The sequence below is a fragment of the Caldifarcimen microaerophilum genome, assembly GCF_055387105.1.
Genome location: NZ_AP038914.1, coordinates 1341534 through 1359545, shown reverse-complemented (window position 1 = coordinate 1359545; position 18012 = coordinate 1341534). Strand labels below are relative to the sequence as shown.

15 protein-coding genes, 1 tRNA gene and 1 rRNA gene are annotated in these 18012 nt (G+C 61.6%); 13 read left to right on the top strand and 4 right to left on the bottom strand.

The annotated features are described in order from the left end of the window. Window positions 1-48: 48 nt before the first annotated feature. From hslV to AC6HU3_RS06310, 3 genes are read left to right on the top strand one after another with little or no spacing between them, the layout of a single operon-like run. The gene (hslV, locus tag AC6HU3_RS06320; RefSeq protein WP_497472932.1) at window positions 49-582 is read left to right on the top strand and encodes an ATP-dependent protease subunit HslV; all 534 of its coding nucleotides are present in this window, start codon (window positions 49-51) and stop codon (window positions 580-582) included. Continuing rightward, window positions 579-1793 carry an ABC transporter permease gene (locus AC6HU3_RS06315; protein WP_497472931.1) on the top strand — a complete coding sequence of 405 codons (1215 nt, stop codon included), beginning with the start codon at window positions 579-581 and terminating at the stop codon, window positions 1791-1793. The genes hslV and AC6HU3_RS06315 overlap by 4 nt, the downstream gene beginning before the upstream one ends. Continuing rightward, complete coding sequence (locus AC6HU3_RS06310; protein WP_497472930.1) at window positions 1793-2419, top strand: endonuclease III domain-containing protein; 627 nt, start codon at window positions 1793-1795, stop codon at window positions 2417-2419. Before AC6HU3_RS06315 ends, AC6HU3_RS06310 begins: the two co-directional genes overlap by 1 nt. Window positions 2420-2699: 280 nt before the next feature. Here AC6HU3_RS06310 and AC6HU3_RS06305 read toward each other — a convergent pair. The 3 genes from AC6HU3_RS06305 to AC6HU3_RS06295 all read right to left on the bottom strand — a co-directional run bounded on the left by AC6HU3_RS06305 (window position 2700) and on the right by AC6HU3_RS06295 (window position 6239). Then, a tRNA-Asp gene (locus AC6HU3_RS06305) sits at window positions 2700-2774 on the bottom strand. 149 nt (window positions 2775-2923) lie between these two features. Continuing rightward, window positions 2924-4500, bottom strand: a 16S ribosomal RNA gene (locus AC6HU3_RS06300). A 119-nt stretch (window positions 4501-4619) separates the two neighbouring features. Beyond that, entirely contained in the window at window positions 4620-6239 is a 1620-nt protein-coding gene (locus AC6HU3_RS06295; protein ID WP_497472929.1) for a putative bifunctional diguanylate cyclase/phosphodiesterase, read from the bottom strand. A gap of 218 nt (window positions 6240-6457) precedes the next feature. On the opposite strand from AC6HU3_RS06295, the gene AC6HU3_RS06290 reads away from it, so the two are divergent. The 7 genes from AC6HU3_RS06290 to AC6HU3_RS06260 all read left to right on the top strand — a co-directional run bounded on the left by AC6HU3_RS06290 (window position 6458) and on the right by AC6HU3_RS06260 (window position 14997). Beyond that, complete coding sequence (locus AC6HU3_RS06290) at window positions 6458-7291, top strand: IS1595 family transposase (RefSeq protein WP_497472928.1); 834 nt, start codon at window positions 6458-6460, stop codon at window positions 7289-7291. Between the two features lie 84 nt (window positions 7292-7375). Then, window positions 7376-8353, top strand: a complete 978-nt coding sequence (locus AC6HU3_RS06285; RefSeq protein WP_497536295.1) for a 2-hydroxyacid dehydrogenase — start codon at window positions 7376-7378, stop codon at window positions 8351-8353. Then, window positions 8343-9587: an HD domain-containing protein gene (locus AC6HU3_RS06280; RefSeq protein ID WP_497472927.1), complete on the top strand. Its 1245-nt coding sequence runs from the start codon at window positions 8343-8345 to the stop codon at window positions 9585-9587. The genes AC6HU3_RS06285 and AC6HU3_RS06280 overlap by 11 nt, the downstream gene beginning before the upstream one ends. A gap of 14 nt (window positions 9588-9601) precedes the next feature. After that, window positions 9602-11629 carry a S9 family peptidase gene (locus AC6HU3_RS06275; RefSeq protein WP_497472926.1) on the top strand — a complete coding sequence of 676 codons (2028 nt, stop codon included), beginning with the start codon at window positions 9602-9604 and terminating at the stop codon, window positions 11627-11629. Further along, window positions 11626-13449: a peptidyl-prolyl cis-trans isomerase gene (locus AC6HU3_RS06270; protein ID WP_497472925.1), complete on the top strand. Its 1824-nt coding sequence runs from the start codon at window positions 11626-11628 to the stop codon at window positions 13447-13449. Before AC6HU3_RS06275 ends, AC6HU3_RS06270 begins: the two co-directional genes overlap by 4 nt. Window positions 13450-13462: 13 nt before the next feature. Next, the gene (eno, locus tag AC6HU3_RS06265) at window positions 13463-14731 is read left to right on the top strand and encodes a phosphopyruvate hydratase (RefSeq protein ID WP_497472924.1); all 1269 of its coding nucleotides are present in this window, start codon (window positions 13463-13465) and stop codon (window positions 14729-14731) included. After that, window positions 14731-14997, top strand: coding sequence for a LapA family protein (locus AC6HU3_RS06260; protein WP_497472923.1), 267 nt, complete (start codon window positions 14731-14733; stop codon window positions 14995-14997). The genes eno and AC6HU3_RS06260 overlap by 1 nt, the downstream gene beginning before the upstream one ends. A gap of 76 nt (window positions 14998-15073) precedes the next feature. Here the strand turns inward: AC6HU3_RS06260 and AC6HU3_RS06255 are convergent, their stop codons facing one another. After that, window positions 15074-16057: a hypothetical protein gene (locus tag AC6HU3_RS06255; protein ID WP_497472922.1), complete on the bottom strand. Its 984-nt coding sequence runs from the start codon at window positions 16055-16057 to the stop codon at window positions 15074-15076. A gap of 130 nt (window positions 16058-16187) precedes the next feature. On the opposite strand from AC6HU3_RS06255, the gene AC6HU3_RS06250 reads away from it, so the two are divergent. Genes AC6HU3_RS06250 through AC6HU3_RS06240 form a run of 3 tightly spaced genes read left to right on the top strand, consistent with a single transcriptional unit; the run spans window position 16188 to window position 18008 of the window. Next, the gene (locus AC6HU3_RS06250; protein WP_497472921.1) at window positions 16188-16568 is read left to right on the top strand and encodes a GntR family transcriptional regulator; all 381 of its coding nucleotides are present in this window, start codon (window positions 16188-16190) and stop codon (window positions 16566-16568) included. Beyond that, entirely contained in the window at window positions 16555-17250 is a 696-nt protein-coding gene (locus AC6HU3_RS06245) for an ABC transporter ATP-binding protein (protein ID WP_497472920.1), read from the top strand. The genes AC6HU3_RS06250 and AC6HU3_RS06245 overlap by 14 nt, the downstream gene beginning before the upstream one ends. Next, window positions 17247-18008: a hypothetical protein gene (locus AC6HU3_RS06240; RefSeq protein ID WP_497472919.1), complete on the top strand. Its 762-nt coding sequence runs from the start codon at window positions 17247-17249 to the stop codon at window positions 18006-18008. Before AC6HU3_RS06245 ends, AC6HU3_RS06240 begins: the two co-directional genes overlap by 4 nt. Window positions 18009-18012 lie beyond the last annotated feature (4 nt).

The window sequence follows — 18012 nt, the reverse complement described above, 5'->3', positions numbered from 1 at the left end:
CCTGAAATACCGCAGGGGGGGCTATATAATCCCCAGCATCACAGGAGGATGGCCATGCACGGAACGACGGTGCTTGCGGTGATCCGGGACGGACAGGCCGCCATCGGGGCAGACGGACAGGTCACCTATGACGACATGATTGTGAAGCACACCGCCCGGAAGGTGCGCAAACTCGCCAGAGGCAAAGTTCTCGCCGGATTTGCCGGGGCGGTGGCGGACGCCCTGACCCTGTTTGACCACTTTGAACGCATTCTGGAGCGCACCCAGAACCTGGAAAAGGCGGTGGTTGAGTTTGCCAAGCAGTGGCGCTCGGACCGCATCCTCCGTCGGCTGGAGGCCTTCCTGATCCTCCTCAACCCGGAACGGATGTTTCTCGTCACGGGGGGTGGGGACGTGCTGGAGCCGGAAGAACCCATCGTGGCCATCGGCTCCGGGGGACCCTATGCCCAGGCAGCGGCCAAAGCCCTGTATCGCAACACCGATCTTTCCGCCCGGGACATCGTGGAGCGATCCCTCCTCATCGCCGCGGAGATGTGCATCTACACCAACGACCGCCTCACCCTCCTCACCCTTCCGGAATGATCGCCCCGCTGGAACGGTTTCTCCTCGGACACTATCTTCGCCTCGCCCGCCGGGGGCTTGTGGCCTTTCTGGGGGCCTTTGCCCTCACCGGCATCACGGTGGGGGTGGCCTCCCTCCTTCTCGTGAACGGCATCATGGAGGGGTTTCAGGCCGAGGTGCGAAGCCGGATCCTGGGGGCACAGCCCCACATCACCGTGGATCGCTTCTTCCAGGAGCCCTTCACGCCCGAAAGCACCCTTCTGGCCGCCATCCAGACCACCCCGGGCATCCGGGCCTTTGGTCCTTTCGTGATCCTCCGGGCGCTGGCCCGCCACGACAACGCCACGGAAGGACTCATCGTCAAGGGCGTGGACGCCGGGCAGATGATCCACCGGGACTTTTTTGAACACTTCACGGTGGAAGGGTCCTTCCGTCCAGAGAAGGGCCTCGTCCTTGGAAGCGTTCTGGCCTCCAACCTCCACGTGGGCGCAGGGGACACCGTGATCCTCTATGCGCTGGAAGGCAACCTCGCCACCCCCATCGGCCGGGTGTTTCGCCGGGTTCCCCTGAAGGTGGTGGGGATTTTTGACGCAGGGCTCTATGACCTGAACAGCACCCTGGCCCTGGCCGACCTTGCGACCCTCCAGCGTCTTCTGGGCCTGGGCAACCGGGTTCACGGGGTGGAGATCGCCCTTCAGGATCCCATGGAAGCCAACCGGGTGGCGGAAGCCCTCCGAGAGAAAATTCCCTATCCCTTCCGCATCACCACCTGGCAGGAGTGGAACCGAACCCTGTTTTCCGCTCTGAAACTCGAGAAGATCGCCATGTTCCTGATCCTTTCCCTGGTGACCCTGGTGGCGTCCTTCACCATGCTGTCCACCCTGATGCTTCTCGTGATGCAACGCACCCGGGAAATCGCGGTGCTTCTCACGCTGGGGGTGGAACCCCGGACCATCCTGCGGGTGTTCGTGCTGGTGGGCCTTGCCCTGGGAGGAGCGGGGATTCTGCTGGGGACCGGGTTGAGCCTGGCGGTGGCGTGGGTGCAGAACACCTTTCAGGTGTATCGCCTGCCTCCCGATGTGTATTTCATCGAGCACCTGTTCATCCGGTTCTCCCTGCAGGACATTCTCACGAGCTGGGTGGTGGCTCTGGGTGTGGCGTTTCTGGCTTCCTTCTATCCGGCCCTCCGGGCATCCCGGATGGAGGTGGTGGACGCCCTCCGGGAAGGGTGATGCTCCCCCTGCCCCTTCTCTATCTCCGATTGTTTCAGCGCTATGGTCACCGGTTCTGGTGGCCGGGAGAAGCGCCGTTTGAAATCGCGGCGGGGGCCATCCTGGTCCAGAACATCCAGTGGAAACGGGTGGCCCGTCTCCTTCAAACCCACCCCTTCCTGAAAAATCCCCACGAAATCCTGGCCATCCCGGAGAAGGAGCTTGCGGTCCTGCTCCGTCCCCTGGGAAGCGGGGCCCGGAAGGCTGGAGCGCTGAAAGCCCTGGCCCGGCTTTTCCCCGAACTCCCCAAACGTTCCCTTCAGGAGGCGCGACAGGCTCTCCTGGATGTGAAAGGGATCGGTCCGGAGACGGCGGACAGCATTCTCCTTTATGCCTTCCATCGTCCCATCTTTGTGATCGATGCCTACACCCGGCGCATCCTTGCCCGGCTGTATGGCGAGGGGCGATTTCTGAAGATGAGATACGATGAACTGCGGGCATGGGTGGAGGCGCAGATTCCGCGGGATGTGGCGATCTATCAGGATTTCCACGCCCAGTTTGTCATCCATGCCCAGACGTCCTGCCGCCCCCGCCCCCGGTGCGAAACCTGCGTGCTGTGGAGGTGGTGTCTGGGGCGGGCGAGTTAGAGCCCGTTCCGTCCGCAAAGATCAGGATAGCCAAAGGGCTCTTCCGCTCAAATCTCGTGTGCCCTCTTTTCCCCTCCCCTGTCGGAACAACGGCGTACAACCCCGGTCTGACATGCATTCGTAAGAGGAAGGCCGGGGGCGGGGCCTGATCCCTCCGGAAGCAGCGGAACCATCCCGATCCGCACTGCCCTAACCAGAACGTACGGGAACCTTATGGGCAGGAAGGTCATGGGAATGCCGGAATCCTGTCACAGGGAGGGTAGGGTCAAAAAGAAAAACGCGGGGACGACGGGATTTGAACCCGCGACCTCCGGCGTGACAGGCCGGCGTTCTAACCGGGCTGAACTACGTCCCCGCTTGTATCACCCCACGCAAAAATCCCAGATTTTTGCGTGGGGACCCCGACAAACAGGTATAACCCGTGTCGGGAACCCGGTTACAAAGACCAGAAAAGAAAAAAGATCAACTGAGGGTAAGCGCAGGTGAGGAGGGGAGTTTCTCTGTAAAGGAGGTGATCCAGCCGCACGTTCCCGTACGGCTACCTTGTTACGACTTCGCCCCAGTCACCGACCCCACCCTCAACGACCTCCCTCCCTTGCGGGTTGGGCGGGCCGTCTTCGGGTGAAGCCGGCTCCCATGGCGTGACGGGCGGTGTGTGCAAGGCCCGGGAACGTATTCACCGCCGCTTTGCTGATCGGCGATTACTAGCGACTCCGGCTTCACGCAGGCGAGTTGCAGCCTGCGATCCGAACTGGGGGTGGCTTTAGGGATCCGCTCCCCCTCACAGGGTCGCTTCCCTCTGTACCACCCATTGTAGCGCGTGTGTAGCCCCGGGCATAAAGGCCACACGGACTTGACGTCATCCCCACCTTCCTCCGGCTCATCGCCGGCAGTCCCCTTAGTGTGCCCAGCCGGCCTATAGCCGCCGTGGCAACTAAGGGCAGGGGTTGCGCTCGTTGCGGGACTTAACCCAACACCTCACGGCACGAGCTGACGACAGCCGTGCAGCACCTGTGCCGGCTCCCCAAAGGGGTCCCCCACCCTTTCAGGCAGGGTACCACCGGCATGTCAAGCCCGGGTAAGGTTCTTCGGTTAGCATCGAATTAAACCACGCGCTCCGCCGCTTGTGCGGGCCCCCGCCAATTCCTTTGAGTTTCACCCTTGCGGGCGTACTCCCCAGGCGGCCCACTTATCGGTTTCCCTTCGGCACGGAGGAGACTTCTCTCCCCCACACCTAGTGGGCATCGTTTACGGCCAGGACTACGGGGGTATCTAATCCCCTTCGCTCCCCTGGCTTTCGGGCCTCAGCGTCAGGCGCGCCCCAGGGACCCGGCTTCCCCACCGGCGTTCCGCCCGATATCCACGCATTTCACCGCTACACCGGGCGTTCCGGTCCCCTCTGACGCCCTCTAGCCGGGCAGTTTCGGATGCAGCCCACCGGTTGAGCCGGTGGATTACACACCCGACACACCCGGCCGCCTACGCCCCCTTTAAGCCCAGTGATTCCGGGCAACGCTCGCCCCCCCCGTATTACCGCGGCTGCTGGCACGGGGTTAGCCGGGGCTTCCTCTGGGAGTACCGTCAAGAGACAGGACTGTTCGCCCTGCCTCCCTTCGTCCTCCCTGACAGGGGTTTACACCCCGAAGGGCTTCTTCCCCCACGCAGCGTCGCTGGGTCAGGGTTTCCCCCATTGCCCAAATTTCCAGCCTGCTGCCTCCCGTAGGAGTGGGGCCCGTGTCTCAGTGCCCCTCGGGCCGGCCGCGCTCTCACGCCGGCTACCCGTCATCGGCTTGGTGGGCCATTACCCCACCAACTACCTGATGGGCCGCGACCCCCTCCCCCGGCGGGAGCTTGCTTCGCAGAGGCCCCCTTTCACCTCCATGGGATGCCCCACAGAGGCTGTATGGGGGATTAGCCCCAGTTTCCCAGGGTTGTCCCCCTCCGGGGGGCAGGTTGGTCACGTGTTACTCCGCCGTCCGCCGCTAAGGTTGCTCCCACTAGGAGAACAACCCCCGCTCGACTTGCATGGCTAAGGCACGCTGCCAGCGTTAGCCCTGAGCCAGGATCAAACCCTCCATAGGGAAATCCTGTCTCAATCACCGATACCTCACCCACGCTTACCCTCAGTTGATAAAGATCGGCTTCGGTAAGCCCCCATATTATAGACGGTGCGGGAAGAGATGTCAAGATCCGGGGGTCCTCAATGGGCACGCAGGAACGCCTGCAGTTCATCCAGAGGCATGGGACGGCCCATCAGGAACCCCTGCCCCTCGTCACACCCCCACTCCCGGAGAAGGTTCAGCTGGTCCTCTGTCTCGATCCCTTCCGCCACGGCGGTGGCTTCCAGGCTGTGGGTGAGCTGGATAATGGTCCGGGCCACATAAAAGGCCTTCGGGTTCTCGGGAAGGTTGGTTACAAACGTTCGGTCCAGCTTGATCTTGTCGAGATCAAAATCGATGAGATGGCTCATGGAGGAATACCCGGTTCCAAAGTCGTCCAGCGCAATGCGGATCCCCTTTTCTTTGAATCCCCTGAACACGCTCTGGGTCTGCAGGGGATCCCGCATGGCGGTGGCCTCCGTGATCTCCACCACCAGCCTCCGGGGGTCCGCCCCGGTGCTGTCCAGGGTGGCCTCCACCAGCGAAAGAACCTGACGGCTGTGAAACTGTGAGGGGGAAAAGTTCACGCTCACCCACAGATCCCGATCCATCTTCCGGAGATCTTCAAAGCTCCTTCGGATCACAAACCGGGTGATGGCGCTCATCAGCCCGAGTTTTTCCGCAAGGGGAATGAACCGATCCGGAGGGACATTGCCCACATACGGATGGTGCCACCGGAGAAGGGCCTCCAGACCCACCACCTTCTGTGTGGCAAGGTCGAAAATCGGCTGATAATGGACGTCCAGGGTCTCGTTGTGGACAGCTTCCACCAGAAAACTCCGCAGAGAAGCATCTTCCAGAAGGTTTTTTTCCATCCGCCGGGAATAAAAGGCCACTCCCTTTTCTCTCATGGGTTTGATGCTGGCGAGCGCCAGCTCTGCCCGGCGAACCAGATTGTGGGCATCCTCTCCGTCAAAGGGCGCGATGCTCACCCCCATATGAAGGGAAACATAGACGGGTTCGTCCCCCGGCAGGGGGCGGTCAAAAGCCCGATCCAGTTCGTCCAGCGTTTTCAGGAGAGCCGGAAGATGGGGAACCCCTGTGAGCACAATCCCGAACTCGTCGGGCCCCAGACGCCCCACGGGTGCCTGGTCCGGCGCGACATCCCGCAGACGCTCCACCACGCCCCGGAGGACCTGATCACCCACCTCCACACCCAGCGATGCGTTGATTTCATGGAACCGATGGATGTCCATCACCAGGATGGGCAGGAATTCCGGCTCATGGGCAAGATAACCTTCCAGCACTTCCAGAAAGGTCCCCCGGTTCAGCGCACCCGTGAGGGGATCGGTGCGGAAAGGCGATTCGAGAAACTGTTCGATGTCTTCCGGACTTTCAAAGGCGTGGAGCGACAGGACCCGGAACGTCCCGTCCCCTTTCTTCCGGGCCGCAACATACACCCGCCCCGGAATCCACCGCCCTTCCCTGTCCTGCAGGCGAAGAAAAGCTTCCCCCCGACCACTCCTCAGAAGTCGCCGAAGAGACTCCCGATCTTCCGGGTGAAGGCGCTCCCAGAACCCTTTACCTTCCAGGGCGGCCGGGACCAGCGCGGTCCGGGCAAGCCAGAGTTCATTGACCTGGCAGGATTCCACCAGCACCTCCTCTCCCTCCACCCGCCAGATTTCATCCCGTGCCGGAAGAGGCAGACGTTCAAGGTTCATCGGCTGCAACGCTCCACTTCGTTCGGATTTTCCTTTATGATACGGTATCCCCGGGGACCCCGCAAGGAAGGGTGGAGGGACGGACGCTCTCCCTCACAGGACGGCCAAGGCACAAACCATCCTGAGGCCGGCGACCCCGTGCCCGTGCCAAAATGAAATTGGTGATTGATTAAACGGGTCCATTAGTGTATACTAAAAGGCAACAGAAGAGGGAAACGATGGACCTGGTTCAATTAAGCAAGATTGCATCGGACGAAAAGAAGGCGGAAGCGTTTTTACGGGAGAAAGGAATTCTCAAGACGTTTCGCACGTGTCCGTACTGCGGGAGCGACAAGGTGAAGCGTGCGCGGAGGAAATCGTATAAGTGCTATGGATGTAAGCGGGAATGGGGGGTGAGGAAGGGGAGTGTGCTGGAGCGATCCGGTGTGAAATATGGCCAGTTTTTGCTGGCGTTGAAAATGTTTGAGCTGGAGATTCCTGTCTTGCGTGCGTCGAAAGAGTTGGGGCTTGCGTACAACACGGTGAGGCGTTTGTACATGCTTTTTCGCAAGAAGATTGTGGAAGAGGCGACGAAAGACGATCTTTTGTGGGGGGAGATTGAGATGGATGAGAGTTACTTTGGAGGTCGGAGGAAGGGCAAGAGAGGGAGGGGGGCGGAAGGGAAGATTCCGGTGTTTGGGATTCTGGAGCGTGGTGGGAAGGTGAAAGTGGAGGTGGTGAAGGATGTGAAGGCAGAAACGTTGTTAAGGGAGGCGATTCGGAAGGTGAAAAGGGGAAGTCTGGTGTACACGGATCAGTTCAAAGGCTATGACAGCCTGGTGATGTACGGATTTCGTCATGAGCGAATCGACCATGGGAAGCGTTTTAAGAACGGGAAGGTGTATATCAACGGGATTGAGGGTTTCTGGAGTTATGCGAAGGAACGGCTGATGCAGTTTCATGGGTTATCATCTCGGTGGTTTCCGTATTATTTGAAAGAACTGGAGTATCGATACAATCATCGTGATGAGGATCTTTATGAGTTATTTCTGGAGCTCCTGAGGGTGGAATAGATTGATGAATCACCATGAAATTTCTCCTTTTTTACGGCCTCCTTCCGTTTGATGCTACTTTTCATCTCCCGTACAATTAGTCTCATGATGGTGGTGTATTTCACCCGGGCGTTCCCCTTTGAGGATCTCCTGACTCCCGTACGGGAGAAACTGTCCGTCCGCATGGAACAGCAGGATGCCCCTCTTCCCCGCGAAAAACTTCTTTCCAGCCTCCGGGACGTGGACATTCTCGTGTGCACCCTCACCGACCGGATTGACGGGGAAGTTCTGAACCACGCTCCCCGCCTCCAGCTTGTGGCCACCTATTCGGTGGGATACGATCACCTGGATCTTTCTGCCCTCCGGGAACGGGGGATCTGGGCCACCCACACACCGGATGTGCTGACGGATGCCACCGCTGACCTCACCTGGGCTTTGATTCTGGCCACGACCCGGCGGGTGGTGGAGGCGGACCGTTTCGTACGGTCCGGAGCCTGGAAGGGCTGGCAGGTGGGGGCCTTCCTGGGCATGGAGCTTGCGGGCAAAACGCTGGGGATCGTGGGCGCCGGGCGCATCGGTCAGGCGGTGGGGCGCCGGGCGGTGGGCTTCGGCCTCTCCATCCTCTACACCGCTCGCACTCCCAAACCCCATTTTGAGAAGGAAACCGGCGCGCGATTCGTGGACCTGGATACGCTCCTTGAGGAGAGCGACATCGTCTCGGTTCACGTTCCCCTCACATCGGAAACCCGGGGGCTTCTGTCCCGGGAGCGCCTGATGCGCATGAAACCCGGGAGCATCCTGGTGAACACCGCCCGGGGCGCGGTGGTGGATGAGGAGGCCCTGATGGACCTTCTCGAAGAAGGACACCTCGCCGGCGTGGGGCTGGATGTGTATGCCCGGGAGCCCTTCGTTCCCGAACGCCTCCGGTCCCACCCCCGAACCGTCCTCCTTCCTCACCTGGGAAGTGCCACGGTGACCACCCGCCGCCGGATGTTTCAGGCGGTGGTGGAGAGCATTCTGTCCTTTGCCACCGGGGAGCGCCCTCCCCGGCACACCATACTGGAGCTTGTTCATGCGACGTAAATACATCCGCGATCCGCTGTATGAGGACTTCATCATTCTGGAGGAGCCCTTCCTCTCCGTGGTGGAGGAGTCGTTCTTCCAGCGGTTTCGGAGAATCAAGCAGCTGGGCACGGCGGCCCTGGTGTATCCCGGGGCGGATCACAGCCGGTTCCAGCACGCGCTGGGCGCCTTCTATCTGGCCGGACGGGCCCTCCACACGCTCCGGGACAAAGGGGTGTCCATCTCCGGGGAAGAGGCGGACGCCCTCCGTCTTGCCGCCCTGGTTCACGATCTTGGCCACGGTCCCCTGTCCCATTCCCTGGAACACACCCTGGTGGATCTCCCCCATGAGGAGCTCACCTATGCCCTGATGGACCGCATGGTCCGCCCGGTGGTGGGCGACACCCTCACCGATCGCGCCCTCGCGTTTCTGAAGGGGGAAACGGATCGTCCCTTCTTTCATGAGCTTCTGGACGGACAGCTGGATGTGGACCGCCTGGACTATCTCCGGCGGGATTCCTTTTTCTGCGGCCTGACCCACGGCCTGGTGGACATTGCCCGCATCCTCCAGACCCTCACCACCGCCACGGAACGGGGCCGGGAAGTCCTGGCGGTGGAAGAGAAAGGGGCCACGGCGGTGGAAAGTTATCTCATGGCCCGGTATTTGATGTACTGGGCGGTGTATTATCACCGAACCAATCTGGCGGCCCAGGGGCTGATTGAGGCCATGTTCCGCCGGGTTCGGGATCTCCGGGCCGAAGGTTTTCCCGTTCCCCTGACCCCCGCCTTTCAGGCCTTTCTTGACGCGTGGGACGCCCATCCCGGGAAACCGGTTCATCCCGACGTTCTGGATGCCTTTGTGATGATTGACGATTCGGATGTGGACGTGAGCATCAAGATGTGGTCGGGTTCGGATGATCCGGTGCTCGCCGATCTCGCCTGGCGGTATCTCCGCCGGCGTCTGCCCCGAACCCTGGAAAACCCCACACCCGGAGAGATTCTTGCTCTGTCCCGCACGCTGGAGCAGCGGGGCCTGGATCCCCGGTATTACCTTGTGGAAAAACGGGCGTTTGAGGTGGGTTATCGCTATTATACTCCCGAAGAGGAAAGTCCCATCCGGGTTCTTCTCCGCTCCGGAAACGTGGCGGAGATTTCCCAGGTTCTGCCCACAGACACGGTGAAGGCCCTGGCCCGGCCCGTGGTGCAGACCTACGTGTTTTCCATTGCGAAAGAAATTTCCCCGGACGAAACATAACAGGAGGTCGTTTCATGCCTTTAAGACGTGTGCAGATTCGGGATCTTGCATCCTTCCGCCTGGTGGGCGGTGTGGCGGCGGATCCCGGCGGGCGGTGGGCGGTGTTCCCCCTCTCCCGCCTGGACTTTGAGAACAACCGGTACCCCTCCCACCTGGAACTCCTGGATCTCACGGACCGCACCACCCGTCCCCTCACCCAGCCCGACGGTCCCTTCCGGGACTTCGCCCCCTTTGTGGATCCGGAAGGGAGATGGGTGTATTTTCTCTCCTCCAGAGACGGGGAGAACAAACCCCCGGTGCTCTACCGCATCGCCCCGGACCGGGCGGGAGAACGGGAGAAGGTGTATGAGCCTGAAGGTGGCATCATGGATCACGCCTTCAGTCCGGACGGGAAAACCCTGGCCCTTCTGGTGGGTCGGAAACCGCGAAAGGAAAATGATAAAAAGCCCCGGCCCACCTTCAAAGAGATCCACACCTTGTTTCACAAACTGGACACCCGGGGTTATCTCCACGACCAGGAAGTGGACGTGGTGATCCTGGATCTCGAGACCCGGAAAGCCGTCCGGCGCTTCACGTCTTCCTATCCCGGAAGCCTCTTCTCCCTCACCTTCAGTCCCGACGGCAACTACCTCCTTCTGGTGGGTAACCTGGACGGCGATGCGGGTATGATTGACTGGGTGACCCACCTGTATCGCCTTTCGGTGCGCGGACGGCGCAAACCCGTCAAGGTCCTCCACTGGAACGGACACATCGATCGGGTCTGGTGGCTGGAGGACGGGATCGTGTTTGCCGGAAGCCCCCGGCTGGAAGGCGCCGAATTCGCCGCCCCCACCCACCTGTGGTTCCTGGATCCGAAGGGCGAGGCCCGGGACCTGATGGAGGGCCTGGACCGGAGCATCGGCAACACTTTGAACAGCGACGTTCGGGGCGGTGCCGGGCACAAGGTGGTGCTGGATCGGAAAAACCGACGCTTCTTCATGGTGATCCAGGACGGGGTGGCCTCCGCCCTGTATGCCCTGGATCTCGACAGCAGGAGCCTCCAGAAACTCTATGCCCCCCGGGCCTCCATCGAGGGCCTTGCCCTGTCCGGGGACCGGCTTCTCCTTTCTCAGATGGACTTCACCCACCCCACCGAGGTGTATCTCTACACCCCCGGAAAAACCCGGGCCATCCAGCTCACCCACTACAACGACGAGGTGGTCCAGAAGTTCGGCTTTCACGAACCGGAGGCGTTCACCTTCAAGGCATCCGATGGGCAGGAGATCACCGGGTTCGTCCTCTTCCCCAAAGGCCGCAAACCCTCAAAAATCCCGGCGATTCTTGAGATTCACGGCGGACCCCGCACCACCTATGGTTACAGCTTCATCTTTGAGTTTCACTTCCTGGCCCACCACGGCTATGCGGTGCTCTTCACCAATCCCCGGGGTTCGGCCGGTTTCGGGATGGACTATGCCAGAGCGGTCACCCGGCACTACGGAGAGCGGGACTATCAGGACCTCATGGAATTCGTGGACGCCGCCCTCAAACGCTACAAAAACCTGGATGCGGACCGTCTGGGGGTGACGGGAGGCTCCTATGGCGGGTTCATGACCAACTGGATCGTGGGCCACACCCACCGGTTCAAGGCGGCCGTGACCCAGCGGAGCATCTCCAACTTCCTTTCCTTCTGGGGGACCTCCGACATCGGCTGGCTTTTCGCGAAGGTGGAAGTCGGAAGCCTTCCCTGGGACAACCTGGAGGAGTTCTGGAAACGCTCCCCCATCGCCTATGCCCCCCAGATGGAAACGCCTCTCCTCATCATCCATTCCGAGGAGGACTACCGCTGTCCGGTGGAACAGGCCGACCAGCTTTTCGTCGCCCTCAAGGTGCTCGGAAAAACCGTCCGCTACATCCGGTTTGAGGGAGAATCCCACGAACTCTCCCGGTCCGGACGACCCCTGAACCGGGAAAAACGTCTGCAGGAAATCAAGGGGTGGTTTGACCGCTACCTGATGGCTGAAACGCCCAAACCTGTGCGCAGAAGGAGGAGGAAACGGGCATGACGATGCGATGGTTTCGCAAACAGACCAAAACCTTCCTGTGGGTGGTGATGGCGGGATTTGTCGCCTGGATTCTCTTTGAACTGGGCGCAGACATCTTCCGGCTGAACGTGGGAGGCAAGCCCTATGAACAGGGGATCGTGGCGGAGGTGGAGGGGGAACCCGTGACCTATGAGATCTACACCCGGATGCTCCAGCAGGCCATTGAAGATTCGGCCAAGGCGTGGGGTCGGGACGTGACACCGGCCGACCGGATCCGGATCGCCGAAGGGGTGTGGACCGATCTGCTCACCCGGGTTCGTCTCCAGAAACTCGTTCGGGAGCGGGGCCTGGCCCTGTCCGATCCCACCGTGCTGGAACTTATCCGCCGGATTCCCCCACCGGAGATCCAGCAGGACTCAACCTTCTGGGATTCCACCGGCTTCAATTACCAGGCCTATCTCTCCCTCCTCCAGAACCCGCAGGCCGCTCCCTTCTTCGTGAACTACGAGATGCGCCTCCGGGAGGAGATTCCCCAGCAGATCACCTGGACGGATTTCGCCACCGCCGTGAGTTATGGACCCCAGGAGCTCCGGTTCCGGGCGGTGATGGAAAACACCCTGATGCAGGCGTCGGTGTTCCGGTTTGTGTATGACCGGATGCCGGATTCGGCCGTCTCCTACACCGACGAAGACCTCCAGGCCTATTACACCCGCAACCGGGAACGCTATCGGGAGAAAAAGCGGGTCCGCCTGCTTCTTGTGGAGGCCCCCTTCACCCCCTCACCCGAAGATTCCGCCCTGGCGTGGGAGAAGATCCAGGCCGCTCTGGATGAGCTCAAGGAGGGGCGGGATTTTGGCGAGGTGGCCCGGTATTACGCCGAAGTGCCCCAGCTCAAAGAGCGGAACGGCCTGATGGGTGTGTTTGCCCGGGACGCCCTCCCCCTTCCGGACACGCTGAAAGAAAAACTCCTGGCCCGGCCGGGTGAGATGGTGGGACCCCTGGCCTTCCCGCCGGGTTATGCCCTGTTCAGAGCCGAACCCCGCGGGAAAGACAGCGTGGCGGTGTATGCCATTGCGGTGGCCGTGGAGCCCTCTTCCACCACCCGGGAAAGCCTCTACACCGCCCTTTCCGAGTTTGTGAAGTCCACCCCTCTTGAAGCCCTGGACAGCCTGGCAGGAGAGAAGGGCTTCCGGACCTTCACCACACCCCTCTTTCCGCCGGATGGGGGCTATGTCCCCCAGATCGGCGCCCGTTCGGACGTGCTGTCCTGGCTTGCCGGAGCGAAGGTGGGGGACCGTTCCCCCGTGTTTGAGCTCTCCGGTGGCTACGCCGTGGCCATCCTGAAGGAGGTGGACCCAGGCGGCATTCCTCCCCTGGACAGCGTGAAGGACCGGGTGGTCCGGGATCTTGTGCGGGAACTCAAAAAGGAAAAAGCCCTCGCGTTGATGGATTCGGCCCGGAAGCTCCTGGAGGAAGGAAAGTCTTTTGAGGACGTGCAGGAAGCCCTCACCGCCTATCGGCCGGAGGTGGTCCACACCCCCAAATTCCGGCTTCGCCAGCCCGTGCCCGGACTGGGACTGGATCTGGAGCTTGCAAGCCTGATCTATGGCCTGCCGGCTGACAGCACGGTGAAGGGACCCTTCGCCCTGGAACGGGCGGTCTATCTCATCCAGAAAACCCTCCACGAGGCGCCGGCCGACACCACCCTGGACCTCCGGGGCTACACCCTCCGTCACGCCCAGACCGTTCTCCAGGTCCTCCTCCGGGACATCCAGCGGGAACTCTCCGATCCCCGCGGGGTGAAAGACTACCGGCCCCTGGTGCTCAAACCCGTTTCCTGACAGGAGGAGGAACATGTTTCTCATCGAGCACGTGGAAGCCCGGGAAATTCTGGATTCCCGGGGCAATCCCACCGTGCAGGTGGACGTGTATCTGGATGAGGGGTGGGGAAGGGCGTCGGTGCCCTCCGGTGCCTCCACCGGGACCTTTGAGGCTCTGGAACTCCGGGACGGGGATGAGCGGTTTCACGGCAAAGGCGTCCTGAAAGCCGTGGCCCACGTGAACGGGGAGATCCGGGATGCCCTGGTGGGGATGGAGGTCTCCGGATTCTTTGAGGTGGACCGGATCCTCCGGGCCCTGGACGGCACCCCCAACAAGTCCCGGCTGGGTGCCAACGCCATCCTCGGGGTGTCCCTCGCCTCCGCCCACGCCATGGCGAACGCCCTGGGGCTCCCGCTCTACCGGTATATTGGCGGGGAACGGGGACGGACCCTCCCCACGCCGTTCATGAACGTGATCAACGGCGGGGCCCATGCGGACAACCCCCTGGACATCCAGGAGTTCATGATCGTGCCGGGTGGGGCGCCGTCTTTCCGGGAAGCCCTCCGGTGGGGCGCCGAGGTGTTCCACACCCTGAAGAAACTCCTGAAAGAGAAAGGCCTTTCCACGGCGGTGGGGGATGAGGGGGGTTTTGCCCCTCCGATCTCCTCCGCCCGGGAGGCGCTGGATCTCCTTCTCACCGCCATTGAACAGAGCGGATACCGTCCCGGGGAGGACATCGCCCTGGCCCTGGACGTGGCCGCCACGGAGCTCTTCGACGACGGGCACTACCGGATGGAAGGGAAGCGTCTGGATCGGGACGCCTGGATCTGGTTTTTTGAAGACCTCGTGGCGAACTATCCCCTGGTGAGCATCGAGGATCCGGCCTCCGAGGAGGACTGGGAGACCTGGAAGGCCCTCACGGACGCCCTGGGGAACCGGGTTCAGCTTGTGGGAGATGACGTGTTCGTGACCAACCCGGAACGGTTTGCCCGGGGAATCGCGGGCGGCGTGGCCACGGCCATCCTGATCAAACCCAACCAGATCGGCACCCTTTCCGAGACGGTGGAGGTGGTGGAGATGGCCTTCCGCAACGGCTATGGCGCCATGGTGTCCCACCGCTCCGGGGAGACAGAAGACACCACCATCGCCGACCTCGCCGTCGCCCTCCGGACCGGTATGATCAAGACCGGTTCTCTCTCCCGCTCCGACCGGCTTGCCAAATACAACCGCCTCCTGGTGATCGAGGAGGAACTGGGCGAAGACGCCGAGTATATGGGGTTTGACCTGATCCGGAGGCGGTGATGCTCCGGTTTCTCCGGGGTGTGCTGGTGGTGTGGTTGTTGTATTTCACCGTGGGTGCGGTGGCGGGGCTTGCCATCACCTGGTGGCGGATGCACACCCTGAAGCGGGAGATCGCCCGGCTGGATCGCCTGCGGATCTTCTATGAAAGCCGTCTGGAACTGCTTCAGGACCCGAAATACCTGGACGTCCTGGGCCTGAAATACGGCTATCTCCATCCCCGTCGGGTCTTCCCGGCCGGAACGACGGAAAAAGAGAAAACCCCCTGAGGGGGTGAACCCCTTGTGAAAAACCTGCGGGGCGGGGCCACAGGCCCCGCCCCGCATCGATTTTCAGACACGCTCTTCAGGGCGCCACCACCCAGTAGGGCATGAACCAGAAGGTGGCGTCATAGGGTGCCGCGTCGTCCGTGAAGGACTCCTCCGCAATCAGATCAAAGGCCACGTGGAACCGGTTGGACGTGCCGGGGATGAAGAAGGGCGTGAACCACTGGCCCACCCAGGCGTTCTCGTTCGCGTCCCAGACGAAGGGATGGCGAACGTGGCGGTCCACCCGGTTGTTGAAGTGGAGAAAGGCCCGGGCCACACCGGCGGGGCTTCCGTAGAGCTTCACCTGGGCGCAGGAACGGGCCGGCACCCGGGGCACGCTGTCCCGGAAAATCCACGCCGAGGGATCCTCGATCACCAGGGTCTGGAGGACGTTCCCGGTGCACACGATCCGATCCACCCGGCCATCGGTGGTGTCCGCATCCTCCACCGTCACGCTGTCATAGAAGGTGACCACCACGGAGTCGATCCGGAGATTCGTGGAAGGAAGGGCGTGTCCCTGACCGATGGTGTAGGCCTCGATCTGCCAGCCCCGGTGCCGGTCGGAGGGGGCACCCCGGCGCACCAGCATCACCTCCCGGAAAAGGGTGTCCGCCAGAGGCTTGCTGTAACGAATCAGGGTGTCCGGTGCACCGGTATCCCCGGGCGGGCTGTACCACAGGTTGAAGGTTCCTTCGTGACGCCGTCCGATGTCCACCCAGGCCGTATCGTTCTGGATATGGATCTGGAGGTCCAGGGAGCGGGTGCGGGGATCCATGCGGCGATACCACACCCGGAGCTGGCCTTCGATGGGTGACGCGAGCCCCACCGCGGCCAGTCCGCCATAGGTGGAATCCTCGTTCACCAGATTGCCCAGGTCATCCAGGAGGAAGGAGAGGTCTTCCTCCACGGCCGCCTGGATGGCGTCCTCATCCGAGAGGACCGCGCCGTCCTTCTTCTCGCAGGCCACCAGGCCCGCGAGGAGGGGGAGGAGGGCCAGACTCAGGATGGTGCGGCGTTTCATGGTTTGTCCTCCTGTTCGTTTTGGGTTCGTCCACCGGTATAGACGCACCTCCTCCCCGACAGGTTCCCGCCCTTGACAAACCCACCGTCATAGTGTACTATCATATTAGTACACTGAACCGGAGCGGGACATGGCGGAATTCCGAGAAGATCGGCCCATCTATCAGCAGATCGTGGAATGGGTGATCCGGGAGACCATCCGGGGGGTCTGGAAGGAAGGGGATCGGCTCCCCTCCATCCGGGTTCTGGCCCAGGAACTCCGGGTGAACCCCAACACGGTCGCCCGGGCCATTCAGGAACTGGAACGGATGGGATGGGTCCAGACCCGGAGGGGCGAGGGCACCTTTATTCAGGCCACCCCCGAGGACATCCAGCGGGAACGGGAAGCCATTTTGCGGAACCTGGCTCGGGAGGTCCGCACCACCCTGAACGATCTCGGGATCGGTCCGGACGGGCTCTTCCTCTTCTGTCGCCTGCTTGAAAACCAGGAGGATTCCCATGGCCGTGATTGAGGTTCAGAGCGTGTGGAAAAAATATCCCCACACCTGGGCCCTCCGGGACGTGAGTTTCTCTGTGCCCGAAGGGAAGGTGGTGGGGATCCTGGGGGAAAACGGGTCGGGCAAAAGCACCCTGTTCCGGATCCTCATGGGCCTGGCCCGACCCACCCGCGGGGAGGTTCGCGTGTTCGGAAAACCGCCGTCCTGGCGAACCCGTGCCCGCATCGCCTATCTTCCGGAGGTGGACACCTTTTATCGCTGGATGCGGATCCCCGAACTCTTCCGCTTCGCGAGCGCCTTCTATGAGGGATGGGATATGGACAAGGCCATGGAGCTCCTCTCCCGGGTCCGCCTTCACCCGGACGTGCGGATCGGGGAACTCTCCAAAGGACAGCGGGCCCGGCTGAAGCTCGTCCTGGCCTTCGCCTGGCCCGCGGATCTCCTCCTCCTGGACGAACCCCTCTCCGGCATCGACCCGGCCTCCCGGATGGACATCCTGGATCTTCTCCTGCGGGAATACCGGTTCGGCGAACAGACCATCCTGATCTCCACCCATCTGGTCCGGGATGTGGAAACCTTTCTGGACGACGTCATGTTCCTCAAAGAAGGAGAGATTGTCCTTTCCGGCGCCGCCGACGACCTCCGGGCTTCCTATGGCAAATCCCTGGAAGAGATCTTTCGGGAGGTGTACGCATGACCTGGCAAAAGTTTCGGGCCCTGGCCTGGAAGGAATTCCGGGAGGACATGCGGCTCTATGGAGCCGTGGCCCTGGTTCTGCTGTTCCTGGACCTCTGGGTGGTGGTCCGGCCCGGCGTCATCCGGAGTGCGCTCATTCCCTTCGTGTTTGCCCCCGTGCTCTCCATGACCTTCTTCTTCGGTCTGGGAGCCAGTTTCCAGCGGGAATGGCGGGAGCAGACCGTTTCCTTCCTCTTTTCCCTCCCCGTACCCCGCGGGTGGACCTACACCGTGAAAATCCTGGTGCATTACGTTCTCTTCGCTTTCCTGACCTTTGCCTTTGCCCTGCTCACCTGGAAACTCATGGACCGGTATGTGGCCTTTGTGGTGATGAGGGAGGTTACATCCGCAGGGAGTTCGCTGGAAGAAGCCCGGAAACTCATTGAGAAATACCAGGCCGAGAATGTCCTCTCCATCCACCTGCGATTTGCCGGGATCCTCGCCCTGATGGGGTTGCTCCTGTCCGGGGCCTCCGCCCTGTATGCCCTGTTCGGCAAGCTGGTAAACCGCTTCCGGGGGCTCGTTGTGCTTCTGGGGTTTGTGGCGTACGGCTATGGCCTGTTCCGGTTCATGGATCTGTGGGTTCGCGTGTTCGATGTGGGAATTGACAGGTTCCACCTGATCGAATCGGGACTGGGATATGCCCTGGGCATGGGCGTCTATGGCCTTCTGTGGACTGCAGGCCTGCTCGGACTCTTCATCTGGCGGGCAGAGGTGTGAACAT